15 protein-coding genes are annotated in these 13595 nt (G+C 44.3%); 6 read left to right on the plus strand and 9 right to left on the minus strand.

All coding sequences use genetic code 11. The annotated features are described in order from the left end of the window. Positions 1-213 precede the first annotated feature (213 nt). From J8Z23_RS23185 to J8Z23_RS23195, 3 genes are all read right to left on the minus strand, one after another. The gene (locus tag J8Z23_RS23185; RefSeq protein ID WP_005375277.1) at positions 214-459 is read right to left on the minus strand and encodes a hypothetical protein; all 246 of its coding nucleotides are present in this window, start codon (positions 457-459) and stop codon (positions 214-216) included. A 171-nt stretch (positions 460-630) separates the two neighbouring features. Next, positions 631-1116 (minus strand): acyl-CoA thioesterase, encoded by a 486-nt coding sequence (locus tag J8Z23_RS23190; protein ID WP_005392490.1) that lies wholly within the window; start codon positions 1114-1116, stop codon positions 631-633. A 145-nt stretch (positions 1117-1261) separates the two neighbouring features. Continuing rightward, positions 1262-2167, minus strand: a complete 906-nt coding sequence (locus J8Z23_RS23195; RefSeq protein WP_176319692.1) for a DMT family transporter — start codon at positions 2165-2167, stop codon at positions 1262-1264. A gap of 98 nt (positions 2168-2265) precedes the next feature. Between J8Z23_RS23195 and J8Z23_RS23200 the strand changes: the two genes are divergently transcribed. After that, positions 2266-3054 (plus strand): AraC family transcriptional regulator, encoded by a 789-nt coding sequence (locus J8Z23_RS23200; RefSeq protein WP_048625321.1) that lies wholly within the window; start codon positions 2266-2268, stop codon positions 3052-3054. Here the strand turns inward: J8Z23_RS23200 and J8Z23_RS23205 are convergent. Further along, a complete protein-coding gene (locus tag J8Z23_RS23205) occupies positions 3049-3966 on the minus strand; it encodes a M14 family metallopeptidase (protein ID WP_150917767.1) in 918 nt (305 codons plus the stop codon). The two genes, J8Z23_RS23200 and J8Z23_RS23205, sit on opposite strands and share 6 nt — an antisense overlap. Before the next feature lie 172 nt (positions 3967-4138). On the opposite strand from J8Z23_RS23205, the gene J8Z23_RS23210 reads away from it, so the two are divergent. After that, the gene (locus tag J8Z23_RS23210; RefSeq protein ID WP_046873771.1) at positions 4139-5044 is read left to right on the plus strand and encodes a DUF808 domain-containing protein; all 906 of its coding nucleotides are present in this window, start codon (positions 4139-4141) and stop codon (positions 5042-5044) included. 98 nt (positions 5045-5142) lie between these two features. On the opposite strand, the gene pyrC is transcribed toward J8Z23_RS23210, so the two are convergent. Both pyrC and J8Z23_RS23220 read right to left on the minus strand, forming a co-directional pair. Beyond that, on the minus strand, positions 5143-6171 hold the full coding sequence (pyrC, locus tag J8Z23_RS23215) for a dihydroorotase (protein WP_048625318.1): 1029 nt from the start codon (positions 6169-6171) through the stop codon (positions 5143-5145). Between the two features lie 155 nt (positions 6172-6326). Then, on the minus strand, positions 6327-6491 hold the full coding sequence (locus J8Z23_RS23220; protein WP_005375297.1) for a YqaE/Pmp3 family membrane protein: 165 nt from the start codon (positions 6489-6491) through the stop codon (positions 6327-6329). A 268-nt stretch (positions 6492-6759) separates the two neighbouring features. Here J8Z23_RS23220 and J8Z23_RS23225 point away from each other — a divergent pair, with 268 nt between their 5' ends. Beyond that, a complete protein-coding gene (locus J8Z23_RS23225) occupies positions 6760-8577 on the plus strand; it encodes an MOSC N-terminal beta barrel domain-containing protein (protein ID WP_434635474.1) in 1818 nt (605 codons plus the stop codon). Between the two features lie 82 nt (positions 8578-8659). Here J8Z23_RS23225 and nadE read toward each other — a convergent pair whose 3' ends face one another. After that, a complete protein-coding gene (gene nadE / locus J8Z23_RS23230; RefSeq protein WP_006742205.1) occupies positions 8660-9490 on the minus strand; it encodes an ammonia-dependent NAD(+) synthetase in 831 nt (276 codons plus the stop codon). A gap of 177 nt (positions 9491-9667) precedes the next feature. On the opposite strand from nadE, the gene J8Z23_RS23235 reads away from it, so the two are divergent. Both J8Z23_RS23235 and J8Z23_RS23240 read left to right on the plus strand, forming a co-directional pair. Beyond that, on the plus strand, positions 9668-10201 hold the full coding sequence (locus J8Z23_RS23235) for a nicotinate-nicotinamide nucleotide adenylyltransferase (RefSeq protein ID WP_005392500.1): 534 nt from the start codon (positions 9668-9670) through the stop codon (positions 10199-10201). Positions 10202-10215: 14 nt separating this feature from the next. After that, a complete protein-coding gene (locus tag J8Z23_RS23240; protein WP_006742203.1) occupies positions 10216-10698 on the plus strand; it encodes a hypothetical protein in 483 nt (160 codons plus the stop codon). Between the two features lie 127 nt (positions 10699-10825). On the opposite strand, the gene J8Z23_RS23245 is transcribed toward J8Z23_RS23240, so the two are convergent. Beyond that, a complete protein-coding gene (locus tag J8Z23_RS23245) occupies positions 10826-11434 on the minus strand; it encodes a hypothetical protein (protein ID WP_006742202.1) in 609 nt (202 codons plus the stop codon). A gap of 191 nt (positions 11435-11625) precedes the next feature. Here J8Z23_RS23245 and J8Z23_RS23250 point away from each other — a divergent pair, with 191 nt between their 5' ends. Continuing rightward, complete coding sequence (locus J8Z23_RS23250; RefSeq protein WP_006742201.1) at positions 11626-12735, plus strand: 1-acyl-sn-glycerol-3-phosphate acyltransferase; 1110 nt, start codon at positions 11626-11628, stop codon at positions 12733-12735. A gap of 74 nt (positions 12736-12809) precedes the next feature. On the opposite strand, the gene J8Z23_RS23255 is transcribed toward J8Z23_RS23250, so the two are convergent. After that, on the minus strand, positions 12810-13409 hold the full coding sequence (locus J8Z23_RS23255; RefSeq protein ID WP_046873766.1) for a hypothetical protein: 600 nt from the start codon (positions 13407-13409) through the stop codon (positions 12810-12812). Positions 13410-13595 lie beyond the last annotated feature (186 nt).

Raw genomic sequence — 13595 nt, forward strand, 5'->3', positions numbered from 1 at the left:
TTAGTTCCTTACGATTCAATCACTAACAGTTTTTGTAACCATAACCTGAGTTTTGATTCAGGTTTTTTTATACCTGTTAAATACAGTTGTTCAATAAGCAGGTAAAGATTAGCGGCTTTGCAATGGATTACACAGGGCTAGGAGAATGCCCTGCGTAGCACTTCACATAAATAACCTGAGTTCAGGTATCAGTAAAATTGAGGTAGGTAAGGATTAAAACTCTCGACTGGAGGGGGCACATCCAACGTATTGAAGCAGCGTGTATAAGCTTTCTTGCTGTAGTGCGACGCGACGAAATAAATTTGCAAAGGTGACATCACCGCCAAAGCAGGTCTGAATGTAATGGTTAATTTCTGTTTCGTTATACCCCTCGACGTACATGGTTCTTACCCACTGGTACTCGACCGCTTTTAAATTGGTCAACGTCTCTTCACTTAAGGTCGTTTCTTTTAGTCTCAAGATCCAAACTCTATCCAACTCCAAAATAGTGGAAGGATTTAAGCAAAGCTAGGTGAAGGATTTATGACAGAGGAGGCCGAGTGTGAAGCAAATGGCAAAACCATGATGTTGCTCCACACTCTGGTTATAAGTAACGTTGAGGTAGTCAATAGCGTTCTTAACGGATGTAGGTTACTTGAGATACTTTACGTGCGCTTCCATCTCTTCCCCGATTTCTTTGCGCATGTTCATAAGGCGGATAGCGGATTGTTCCAAGGCTTTATCTTCATCAGATTCTGGAACCCATTTCGGCACGTCGGTTGGTTTTCCGTTCTCATCTACAGCAACCATAATAACGATACAGTGGGTGGTGAGTCTGTTTTTCATTTGTTTTGGGTCACTGGCTTGCACGTCAATCGCGATGTGCATTGAGCTTCGTCCGGTATAAATGACTTTCGCGCTAACTTCGACTAAGTTGCCGACATGAATCGGCGCAACAAAACGAATACCACCTGCGTATGCAGTAATGCAATATTTGCCACTCCACGCTGCAGAGCAGGCGTAGGCTGCTAAGTCGATCCATTTCATTACGGCACCGCCGTGCACTTTTCCGCCGAAATTGACGTCACTGGGTTCTGCTAAAAAGCGAAGGGTAATGTCTCTTTGACCACTGCTCATCTGTCTTTCCTTGATGGGTTATTGTTTTCCCAATTTAGCAGTAAGATGAATTTTCGGGAATAGAGAATGAAACAAAATATTAACTTTTATTCGAACGATGAAAACAAAAAGCCACAGCGTAGTTCTGTGGCTTGGGGAACTGGGATTAATTGGCGGTGGAGGCAATCTCGGAATTGGGCAATTGCTTTCTGTGTCGTATTTTTATTTGCGACAGGATAACGCCAGAGATGACTAACAGCCCACCAATAATGTGGTAAGCGTAAATTTTCTCACCAATCAACGTTGAAGCAAGTACGACAGAAACCACGGGCATTAAGTTCATGAACATGGCACTTGAATCAGCGCCAATTGAATCGATCGCTTTCACCCACATTAACGGCGCAAAAATGGAAGCCGCAATGCCAGCATAGGCGATTAATGGTAGCGCGTCTTGGCTTGGTAACAGTTGCTCACTAGAGAGCCAAAGTGGTGTAAGCATCACAACCGAGAAGAAGCCTTGCATGTAAACCAGAGTCAAACTACTGAAAGGCATCTTCCAGCGTTTTAGCAGCACGCAATAAGCCGCGTATACCATGGCTGCAATCAGCATAAGGCTATCACCTTGGGTCATGTCTTGATGTAAAAAGTAGGTGATATCACCATGACCAAGCATAAACGCCAAGCCGCCGAGCGAAATCACACCACCGACGATACTTAACATTGATACAGACTTGCCTAACAGAGGAACACTTAAAAACACACTGATCAAAGGAACCAAAGAGGTAATCAGTGCCATGTTGGAAGCCGTTGTCGTTAAACCAGCGTAGTAGCCAAGTGATTGGTTGAGCACCATGCCAAGTAACGCAAGAAATGCCAGCTTAGTTAAGTAAGGTCGAATAATGTGTCGTTGTTTGATGATCGCAGGCAGACAAAATGGAGTTAGAAGTACCATTGCGACAAACCAACGATAGAAACTCATCGCACTTGGTTCAATGGCGCTTGCTGCCATCTTATTCACAATTGAGTTACCACCCCAAATCATAACGGTGAAAAACGGAAGTAAATAAATCATGAGAACCCTATAGCACAATTATTGATGGCGCTAGTCTGGCAGGTCTTTATAATAAAAAGTATCTCTTAAAAGACATCGTAAGCGATAGGAAGACAATTTTGAAAAAGAGCGCCAGAAATCTTCATCCCTCATTATCAATCGACCGCGCACCATCGGATGTATTTATGAATTTTGAAGCCTTTCTCTCTAATACAGAAACGCGAATTCATAGCCATCCTTGGGGGCAAGTGCAGCTGATCAGCGGTGGGATCCTAGAGATGGATGCAGAAGATACAAGATTTCTAGCGCCTCCGCATCTTGCAATTTGGGTTCCTGCTGGTATCCGTCATACTAGTTACAACCGTAAACCTATCGAATATTGTTCTTTGAACATTGCCCCTGAATTGACGGCGCACTTTCCTACCAAAACGAGTCTGATCAAAGTGACTCCAATCGTGTCGTCCATTATTGAGGACTTTCGTCAACGAGATATTAACGTGGCGCAAAGTGATGAAGACAAGCGCTTGGTACAGGTGTTATTGGACCAGCTCGCAAAGCAAGAAGTGGAACACCACTTTTTACCAACGACCGATAACAAGTATCTTGAACCGATTTTAAAAGCAGTAGAAGAATCGCCGACGGATGAGATCAGTTTGGCAGAATGGGCAGAAAAAGTGCATACCACTGAACGCACGTTAGCGAGACACTGCCAGAGTGAGTTGGGCATGAGCTTTACTGAGTGGCGCTTACGTGTGCGATATTTACATTCTATGGAGTTGCTGCGTAAAGGGCAGACCGTAAAGGAAGTCGCGTTGACGTTAGGTTATAACCAAGCTAGCCCTTTTATCGCAATGTTCAAGAAATACTCCGGCATGACACCGGAGCAATATAAGAACCGCTTATTATAACTGAGCCAGAACGTAATTCAGACCACCGACCACGGCTGCAACTTGCGCATCGTTGCACTCTTCGTCGGTCACCGTTGGGCTGTCTGGGTACACTTCCGTTGTCGTGCCGTAAACGCAATTTGTTACGCCGCCACACAGACCCAGCTTCACCATTGGGTAGTTGATAACGCCAAACTGTACGACTGGTGAACCAATGATTTCGCCATTTTCATCTGCAGGTGCAATGTGAGTCACTTTCGCAACCGATTCAATCACCGCTTTTTGAAACTCGGGTTGAGGGTTTTCACTATCTCCAACTGTGTAAAAACCGTCTGGGATCATGCCCTCGATGTATTCAATGCCATCACGAGCGGCAAGCGCAGGACGGAACTCTGTTTCATCGGAGTCTGTCGTCTCGTGCAAATCAATGTGCATTAATACATCGCCTAATGTCGCAACGAGCTTCATGAGGTTGGCGGATTCTTCGGCGGGGCTATCCTTATAGAAAGAGCGGTTTGGATCAATCGCGTTTGGATTCCAGCGGTTGATCACCTCGTAACCCCAAGGGCTTACGCAGGGTGCAACGACAATATTGAAATGCTCTGCATAGCGCTCTGCTTCCGTTTCTACAAACTTTAATGCGCCATGTACACCGCTGGTTTCGTAACCGTGTACGCCGCCTGTGACCAACACAATAGGCTTCGTTGAATCCCAATTGCGTGTTTTGATACAAAATAGAGGGAAACGTGCCTCGTTGTATGAGAGCGCACCGTATTGTTCAACATCAAAACGCTCGCGTAGGGCATCGATTTTACTGACGACTTCATCTTGGTAGCTACGTTTTACTTCTTGCGTTGCTAACCAAGCTTTACGTTCTTCTTCGCTCCAAGGTTGGCCAGGGGTGCCGATTGGGTAAATGTATCCACTTTTCATCTATACTTTTTCTTTTGACTGCTGAAAGGTATCACAAGACTAGACCTGTCTTATCTCAACGGCAATATAAAACACCATTTGGCATAGTATTCTTTGCAAAATCATCACTTTGATGAGTGATTTATTGGTGTTACATTTTGTTACTTACTCAATTTCATATAAGAGACAAAAAATGGCTGGAGCAAGTTTACTCACACTGTTGGATGATATTGCCACGGTACTCGACGATGTCGCCTTAATGTCGAAAATGGCGGCAAAGAAAACCGCTGGTGTGTTGGGTGATGACCTAGCGTTAAACGCTCAACAAGTGTCTGGTGTTGCATCTGAGCGAGAAATTCCAGTGGTTTGGGCGGTTGCGAAAGGCTCGTTCAAAAACAAATTGATTTTAGTTCCTTCAGCATTGCTAATTAGCGCGATTATTCCATGGCTTATCATGCCATTATTGCTAATTGGCGGCTTGTTTCTCTGCTTTGAAGGGGCAGAAAAGGTGCTTGAGAAAGTGTTCCCTCACTCGCATCCGCACGAAGAAAAAGAAGAGTTAGTTAATACTGGCGAGTCGATAGAAGAGTATGAAAAACGCAAAGTTGCTGGTGCGATTCGAACGGACTTTATTCTTTCAGCGGAAATCATTGTGATTGCGTTGGGTACCGTGACTGGGGCGAGCCTTGTGACGCAAATCTTAGTGGTGAGCTTAATTGCAGTCATCATGACCATTGGTGTTTATGGCTTAGTAGCAGGGATCGTGAAATTGGATGACTTGGGCTTCTACCTTGAAATTCGCTCAAAAGGTAAGGGCTGGATGGCGAAAGTCGGCAGTGCTTTAGTTGCTTTCGCACCAAAGCTGATGAAGTTGTTAACGATTGTGGGAACTGCCGCGATGTTTTTAGTCGGCGGGGGGATTGTAGTGCACAACGTACCTGCCATTCATCACTTTGTAGAGCCGATTATTATGAACTTTAGTGGTCATTCGGTTGCTACAGCGATTCTGCCTATTTTGCTTAACGGTATTATCGGTTTTGTGGCGGGTTTGATTGTGGTTGCTGTGTGGACAGCTGTAGAAAAAATTCGCGGCCACTAATAATCACAGCTCAAAACAAGAAAAGAATAACAAGGGTCATGACTTCTTTTCACAGAAAGGCATGACCCTTTTTTATGGATGGAACGTCAGTAAAGTACTTACTTCACTTTCCATTCGATCTGTTCATTTGCTCGAATAGGCACAACGATATCATTGCCAAATGGCATCGTTTCCGGCACATCCCAAGCGGATTTTTCTAACGTTACCGTATCTGTGTTGCGCGCAATGCCGTAAAAATCAGGACCATTGAAGCTTGAAAACGCTTCCAAGTTTTCCAGCTTGCCTTCATTCTCGAATACTTCTGCATAAAGCTCTAGCGCTGCGTGTGCAGTGTAAGAACCAGCACAACCGCAAGCGGACTCTTTTGCCCCTTTCGCATGTGGTGCCGAGTCTGTACCTAGGAAAAACTTCTTGCTACCACTAGTTGCTGCTTCGATCAGCGCTTGCTGGTGGGTTCCGCGCTTAAGAATTGGCAAACAGTAGAAATGAGGTTTAATACCACCCACAAGCATATGGTTACGGTTGAAAAGAAGATGGTGAGCAGTGATGGTAGCAGCTACGTTATCTGAGGCGTTATTAACGAAGTTTGCTGCGTCGGCGGTAGTGATGTGTTCTAGAACGATTTTAAGATTAGGGAAGTCATTGACGATAGGAGCGAGGACAGTATCAAGGAATTCTTTCTCTCGGTCGAAGATATCAACATCGTGATGTGTTACTTCGCCATGAACCAAAAGTAACATTCCGACTTCTTCCATCGCTTCGAGAACGTGGTAAATGTTCTTCGCATTGGTCACACCGGAATCTGAGTTTGTGGTAGCTCCAGCAGGATAAAGCTTGGCAGCAACAATGTTTCCGGTGGCTTTAGCCTTACGTATTTCATCTGGTGTGGTGTTGTCTGTGAGGTAAAGCGCCATCAAAGGTTCAAACTGTTCGCCATGTTGCTCTTTTAGAATTCGGTCACGGTAGGCTAGGGCGAGCTCAGTTGTAGTAACTGGTGGGACGGTATTTGGCATGATCAGCGCACGGCCATTGTAGCGGCTGATGTCGCGAACGGTGTCTTTAAGAACTTCCCCATCGCGTAAGTGAACGTGCCAGTCGTCAGGACGAGTGATTGTCAGTGTTGTCATTAATTGCTCCCACCATTGAAAAGTTGTCTGATTGGAGCCCAAGCGCCGTATTTGCTTTTGAGCAAACGCTTGCGCTTAGGCGACAGGATGATAGAGGAATTGCCCTCACATTTCATCCCATTTTTCACTTTTCTACAGAGTGAGAGTGTAAGTGATTACTTCATCGTTAACCAAAGTGCGTGAATCGTACCTGGCAGAAAGAAGAAACACGTCAATATTAGGTTAATCAAAAAGTCTTTATTTAGACCTTTCTCCATAAACACCGCGACAGGCGGAAGAAAGATACATAACAAAATCAGAACCAGTTTTCTTGTATCCATAATTAAGCTCCAAATCAATAAATGGGGGCAGTGATAACTCAGATGAATTATGTGTGCCGTATCACACTTTATCAAACGGTATTTGGTCAGAACGATGTTAAAAAACGCGAATGTTGAGTGTAGTAAATACTTGTCGCTCAAACCAAATTTATAAGAATAGCATTCAGAAAAAATTGAGTTGGATGAAGCGGCAATAGACTCTGCACCTTAATGTGATTTGGGTATACAATACTGCAACAAATAAAAAACACCCTGTAGGAAGAAGGCTATGTCGCAACCCATTTTGTCCCAAATTAATGTTTTTCCGGTTAAGTCAGTTGGCGGATTATCGCTGTCGTCAGTATGGGTTGAGAAGCAAGGATTGAGCTTCGATCGTCGTTTTATGATTGCGAAAGCTGATGGCGCTATGATTACCGCGAGAAAGTATCCGCAAATGGTAACCATTAAGTCCGCCTTATTATCCGATGGGGTTGTGTTTAGCAGTTTGGGGATGGAGCCGCTTAAAATCCGTTATCAAGACTTTAAAATGCAGGAAACGCCAGCAACAGTTTGGAAAGACACCTTTACTGCATATACCACCACAGATGATGCAGATGATTGGTTTAGTCGTGTATTGGGTCAACGTGTTGAGTTGTTGTTTAGTGGTGAGCAATCGAATCGTGTTCGCGAAAAGCTAGGACAAAACGTTAGCTTTGCCGATGGTTATCCGGTGTTAGTGATTAGCCAGGCTTCCCTTGATGAACTGAACCGAAGAAGCTCTGAGCAACACTCTATGGATCAGTTCCGTACTAACTTAGTGGTCTCTGATACCAAGCCGTTTGAAGAAGATTCATGGAAGCGCATACGAATCGGTGAGGTAGAGTTTGAGTCTCTCAAACCTTGCGAGCGCTGTATCCTGACTACGGTGAATACCCAAAGAGGCACATTCCGTGAGAGCAAAGAGCCGCTCAAAACCTTGCAACAGTTCCGTGCAAACGATGTCGGTGGTGTGTTCTTTGGCCAGAATCTTGTCGCGCGAAATGAAGGCATTATTCGTCAAGGCGATAAAGTTGAAGTATTGGAGTACAAAGAGCCGGAGTTTTACGCAGATAACTCGCCAGTGCGCATGACGTTAACATGTGTTGAGCGTGAAGAAATCGCCCAAGACTTCGTGACCTTATGGTTAGAACCAAACAAAGGTTCTTTACCTAATTACTTGCCAGGACAACACCTGCCAATAGAGGTGAATATTGATGGTAAGAAAGTAGGTCGACGCTATACGCTATCATCCAGTCCGTCTCGTCCGGGTCGCTATGCTATTTCTGTTAAGCGTATTGCAGGTGGAAGAGTCTCTAATTCGCTCTTAGACAATTTACAAGTCGGTGATGTTTTAGAGGCAGAACAACCTTCTGGCCAGTTCCACCTAAAAACTCATGAAGCGCAGCCTCTATTGTTACTCTCTGCAGGCAGTGGAGTAACACCAATGCTATCGATGGTACGTTACTTAGCGGATCACAATCAGTTGGAGAACGTGGTTTTCTACCATCAATGTCGTACCGAAAATGATATTCCTTGTCGCTCTGAGTTGGAGCAGTTAAAGCGTAAGCACCCGGGGTTAGAAGTGAAAATCTGCTTGACGCAGCCTGCCGTTGATTGGTTTGGGTTAAAAGGGCGTTTAAGTTTGTCACACATTAAGCAAATCAAAGATATTGAACAGCGCCAAGTGTTTGTGTGTGGTCCTGATGGTTTTATGGAGAAAGCGAAAAATCTCCTACTAAGAAAAGGGCTGCCAGAAGAAAACTACCATCAAGAAGCGTTTGGCGTATCTTCAGTCACTTCAAGACCAGAGAAGAGCATAGCGATCGATTTTAATGGGACGAAAGTTGTAGGGAATAATCAGAAAACGTTGTTAGATCAGCTTGAAGACGCAGGGAAGGTTGTTAGCAATAGCTGCCGTGCTGGCTTATGCGGAGCGTGTAAGGTTCAGCTTACGTCGGGTCAAGTACATCATCCGGACGTGCCTGCGTTGACAGATGAGGAACGTGCGATGGGAACCGTATTGGCGTGTTGTGCTGTTCCAGAGACGGACGTGACGGTAACAAACTAAGCGAGAAGGCTCCCCGGTTCTCAATAAAAACGCTGCTAACTTTAGCAGCGTTTTGAGTTTAAAAGTGAACGGAAAATATCGCTTAGTCGTAAATCGTCGGGATTGGCTGACGTTTGTGCTGCGTTGCTTTGTAAATCGCTACCAGACGATCACTCACTTGCTGCGGAACGGGTTTGCCTTCTAAGAAGTCATCGATCTGTTCATAAGTTAAGTTCAGAGCATCTTCATCTGCTTTTTGCGGCTCTAGTTCTTCTAGATCTGCCGTTGGTACTTTCTTAACAAGTAGTTCTGGTGCGCCTAATGTTGCAGCCAACTCGCGGACTTGACGTTTGCTTAAACCAAATAGAGGGGCAAGGTCGCACGCGCCGTCACCAAACTTAGTGTAAAAACCGGTGATGTTCTCTGCTGAGTGGTCTGTTCCCAATACTAAGCCGCCAACGTAACCAGCGATTTCATATTGCGCAATCATACGAGCTCGCGCTTTTACGTTACCTTTTACGAAATCAATTTTGTCGGCTTCAGTCGGAAGCAGGCCCGTCCCTTGCAATGCGGTATCAGTCGCCGCATGCAAACCGTCAACACCATCTTTAATGTTCACAGACACAGAGTGTGTTGGCTTGATGAAAGAGAGTGCCAGTTGCGCTTCATCTTCATCTTTTTGCTCACCGTAAGGCAGACGTACTGCGATAAACTGATATTTGTCAGTACCAGATTCCGCATTCAATTGTTCTACTGCAAGCTGGGCAAGGCGACCTAACGTGGTTGAGTCAACACCGCCACTAATGCCAAGCACCAGTGACTTACAACCTGCTTCTTGTAGCTTACGCTTAATAAAAGCAATACGGCGTTCAATTTCAAAATGCGGATCAATTGAAGGGAGTACACGCATTTCATCACGGATGGATTGTTCCATTTAGGGTTCCTTTTCCTGCAAATATTTCAGACACCAAAGCCCGCTTGCTCAAATGGTGATAAACCATGCAATTGAGACTGATAAACACGACTTTAGGGTCAAAAGCTGTAAAGATTAGTAGTATCATACCGAAATCATCAGATTAGAAAACTCTCTTCAACCAGGTAATCACCGGATATGAAAAAAATCGCCATTTTTGGTAGTGCATTTAACCCACCTAGTTTAGGGCACAAAAGTGTTATTGAGTCATTGAGCCACTTTGACCTTGTGCTACTTGAACCTAGCATTGCACACGCTTGGGGCAAGAATATGCTCGATTACCCAACTCGGTGCAAAATGGTTGATGCATTCATCAAAGATATGGGACTTTCTAATGTTCGGCGTTCTGATGCAGAGCAAGCTTTGTACCAACCCGGACAAAGTGTGACAACCTATGCGTTGTTAGAAAAAATTCAAGAAATCTACCCAACAGCCGATATAACTTTTGTCATAGGTCCTGATAATTTCTTCAAATTTGCTAAATTTAGTAGAGCAGAAGAGATTATGGAACGTTGGACTGTTATGGCGTGCCCTGAAAAAGTAAAAGTCAGAAGCACGGATATACGTAACGCATTGGTTACGGGTGAAGACATAAGCGCCTACACAACCCCGTCCGTCTGTGAATTGTTGCTTAACGAAGGCTTATACAAAGAAACATTATCTGGGAACTGAGAGGTCAGATTTTCATGGTCAGATTAGCCGTATTTAGTGCATGTGCGCTGCTTGTGGTCACACAAGCTCATTCTGCGTGTAACTATTTTTCTGATCGTTCTGTTGTGTTTGAAGATAACACCCTTCCTATCTGTGAAGAAATTTTAGATTCCATTGGCGTATTAAGTACGGATGCGTTGATTTGGTATGCTGCGGAAGCGAAATTCGAAGGGCCAACAGAAAACTATTGGGAAGAGTGGGCGATTAAGCCGGAAGACACACCACTCCTAACCCAAAATCTAGAAAAGAATTATTTTGGGCTTGGTTTTTGGATGCCGGAAGAGCTCCGAGACGAAGAGAGCAAAATGGACACAGAAGAGTGGCTCCGTAGTCATGGCCTGATGTTTAGCGTGGGTTTTGGTGATAAATCCGACGGACAGCCAAGAATGCGATTTGATTATCGTTGGCACGAATATTACGACGCTGACTGGATGATGCAGATTGAAGTTCCCTTCTAGTCATCTTGAGCGAACATAAAAAGGGCGTACATCATCCATGTACGCCCTTTTTATTTTTATCTGAGTCTCTATTTTTTGCGCGCGTCACTCTGCGTAATACTGAAAAGATGGCTCGTTAGAATGCGAGTTATAGCGCTTCTCCAAAGACCAAAAAGCAAAGTTGCTCATATTCTTCTGTGTTACCCGCAAAAAGCGTATCGACAATCTGCTCTTTTTTCTTTCCCGACAGCTTCATTTTTCTTGCTTCACGGAGTGTGAGTACCAAGCACAGCTCTTTAGAAATGTCCATGTCACAACCAGGCGTCCACTGATTGATGGTTTTTGTTAACGTTGAGTGCGCTAGTTTAGGAGAGAGAGTCAATACTTCATGTCTTACTACCGTCAGCAGATCGGTTTGCAGATCCGAGCGCTCGGCTGTTGTTGCTAGTTTCTCGACGAGGGCTTTTAGCAGCGGTGAAGGTTTCACAAAACCTGCTTGTTGTGAGAAGTCATCATTTAAACGCACAGAAAAATCACAACGATATACACGAGAATTAGGTAAAAAGGTGAGGGAGCTCAAACATCCTTGAGGAATCCAAAAATATTGGCCTGGTTCAATGGCATACTCCTGCTTACCCAATTTAATGACGGCTAACCCTTCGACGACAGACAGCAGACTGTGCTTCAGTGCTTTTTTGCGCGCAGCTACTTCAAGAAAGGGGTATTTAGCGTCGTGAAATTCAATTGCGTAGTTCATTATGAGTACCAGTGTTTTTTGGCGCTAAGGGTAACGTTAAACCTATACGATTCCAACCAGCTGAGAGAATTTTTTAGCATGAGAAATTGTAGCCTAACTGGTATGACCATGTTAAAAGTATGGGTTGAAATGCTGCTTGTCAGCAAAACTATGCGTAAAATGTGCCAGCTTTTTTTGATATGTAATGAACAATGACTGCCAATACCGATCCTTATATTGAAATTCGTCCTTACAATGACGAAGAAATTCCAGCAGCGCTGGATCGTCTAATCCAAGATGATGAATTTATCACTGCTATTCTCGATCATCGCTTTGCTAATAAAGCAGCGTGGTTTAAAACGCTAATGAGCCCGATCCTGCGCATCTACCTGAAAGCTAAATGGAGCAAGCTTGATTCAGTAGAAGCGATTCAGATTGAAGTGAAGAAGTATCTGAAAGATACATTGAATAAGACAACGGATGGCGTCACTTTTTCTGGTTTGGATAAGCTGGATAAAAACACGTCGTACTTATTCGTTTCTAACCACCGTGATATTGCGATGGACCCTGCGCTAGTAAACTATGGCTTGTACCAAAGTGGGCACCGTACAGTTCGTATTGCGATTGGTGACAACCTGCTGAAGAAGCCATGTGCGACCGAATTGATGCGACTCAATAAAAGCTTCATCGTTAAGCGCTCTGCTAAGGCGCCTAGAGAAATGATGAAAGCATTAGGACAACTGTCGAGCTACATTAAACACTCGCTTGATACCGGTAATTCAATTTGGATTGCCCAAAAGGAAGGTCGTGCCAAAGATGGAAACGACTTTACTGATCCTGCGATTTTAAAAATGTTCCATGTTGAAGGCCGCAAGCAGAAGATCAGCTTTGGTGAATACACGCGTTCTTTGAAAATCGTTCCTGTCTCGATTGCCTATGAAAATGATCCATGTGACATTGCCAAAGCAAAAGAGCTGTACGAAAAAGCAGAAAATGGCCGTTATGAAAAAGGTGAATTTGAAGATATCGAAAGCATCATTCAGGGCATCATTGGTTATAAAGGCCGTGTGCATGTCGCGTTTGGTGATGTGATTGATCAAGAGTTTGAAACGCCAGAATCTCTTGCCGGCGAAATCGACCGCCAAATTCACAACAACTACAAGTTGTACCCAATCAACTTGCTAGCTGCTGGACGCGAAGATTCAAGCATCATCACAGAGGCGGTGAAGCGTCACCTCGCGGATAAATTGGAGCAGTTACCTGAAGGGGCAAGACCTTATTTGGTGGCGAGCTATGCCAACCCAGTGAACAATCAAGAGTAATATTCATCACTGAACTTGATGGATTATGAACGCCTTAAAGCCTCGGTTTCCCGGGGCTTTTTCTTGTCTGCTTTTTAAGGTGCAACAGCCCCGCCAAGGGTTAAATTGCTAGGCCACTTGGTGATCTTGTTACCACCTAAAAAGATATTCCCTTTCACCGTCATCGTGTCTGGAAATACTTGTAGCGCTGATCCTCCTATATAAAGGTTACCATCAACCACCAATCCTTCAGGAAGAGCAGAGATAGGAGTGCGAATAACACTTAAATCGCCTTTGACTCGAAGTTTAGCTGGGAGCGTTTTTAATGGTGTATCCGTCAAGTTCAGATAACCGCCGAGTTTGATGCCCCTAGGCCAGCTTTCGATCTTACTACCCAGTAGATTCGCATAACCTTTTATCTTTGTACCTGAGCGAATGGTTTTGAGCGCGCTGTTGGTTGCTTCCAAACTGCCTCCAACATCAAGCCCCTTAGGCAGCTTTTTGATCGGGGTTTGCGAGATATTTAAGTTGCCTTTGACCACTAACCCAGAAGGTAATTGGGTGTAAGGTTTGTTTCGTAGATCAAGATTACCGTAATTATCGGTGTGACCAAACTTAGAGTAGTAATCTAGCTCATATGCGTAAGATGAGAAGCAGAGCAGCATCAAAGTAAGGAAAAGGGAAACAATACGCATAGCCAGAGACTTAGTTAAACATAGAGATCTTAAGTACTCATCTTATACTTAAATAGACTCATTATGCATACTTTGTTAACAGTTTTTGATTTTTAGCCCAAGAACTTCAAATTAGGGCTTTATCTGAAAGCATACACGCTCTCACGATGCCGAGTTGCTTCAGTGTGCAAGTTAGGGAATGATTAA

Source organism: Vibrio sp. SCSIO 43086 (genome assembly GCF_051132235.1).
In the GTDB taxonomy this organism is placed as follows: Bacteria; Pseudomonadota; Gammaproteobacteria; order Enterobacterales; family Vibrionaceae; genus Vibrio; species Vibrio diabolicus.

Coding starts and splice junctions, on each gene's coding strand:
- J8Z23_RS23240 (WP_006742203.1), top strand. CDS start 10,216: ATGGTCAGATTAGCCGTATTTAGTGCATGTGCGCTGCTTGTGGTCACA.
- J8Z23_RS23205 (WP_150917767.1), bottom strand. CDS start 3,966: ATGAAAAGTGGATACATTTACCCAATCGGCACCCCTGGCCAACCTTGG.
- nadE (WP_006742205.1), bottom strand. CDS start 9,490: ATGGAACAATCCATCCGTGATGAAATGCGTGTACTCCCTTCAATTGAT.
- J8Z23_RS23195 (WP_176319692.1), bottom strand. CDS start 2,167: ATGATTTATTTACTTCCGTTTTTCACCGTTATGATTTGGGGTGGTAAC.
- J8Z23_RS23255 (WP_046873766.1), bottom strand. CDS start 13,409: ATGCGTATTGTTTCCCTTTTCCTTACTTTGATGCTGCTCTGCTTCTCA.
- J8Z23_RS23250 (WP_006742201.1), top strand. CDS start 11,626: ATGACTGCCAATACCGATCCTTATATTGAAATTCGTCCTTACAATGAC.
- J8Z23_RS23190 (WP_005392490.1), bottom strand. CDS start 1,116: ATGAGCAGTGGTCAAAGAGACATTACCCTTCGCTTTTTAGCAGAACCC.
- J8Z23_RS23210 (WP_046873771.1), top strand. CDS start 4,139: ATGGCTGGAGCAAGTTTACTCACACTGTTGGATGATATTGCCACGGTA.
- J8Z23_RS23220 (WP_005375297.1), bottom strand. CDS start 6,491: ATGGATACAAGAAAACTGGTTCTGATTTTGTTATGTATCTTTCTTCCG.
- J8Z23_RS23225 (WP_434635474.1), top strand. CDS start 6,760: ATGTCGCAACCCATTTTGTCCCAAATTAATGTTTTTCCGGTTAAGTCA.
- J8Z23_RS23235 (WP_005392500.1), top strand. CDS start 9,668: ATGAAAAAAATCGCCATTTTTGGTAGTGCATTTAACCCACCTAGTTTA.
- pyrC (WP_048625318.1), bottom strand. CDS start 6,171: ATGACAACACTGACAATCACTCGTCCTGACGACTGGCACGTTCACTTA.
- J8Z23_RS23245 (WP_006742202.1), bottom strand. CDS start 11,434: ATGAACTACGCAATTGAATTTCACGACGCTAAATACCCCTTTCTTGAA.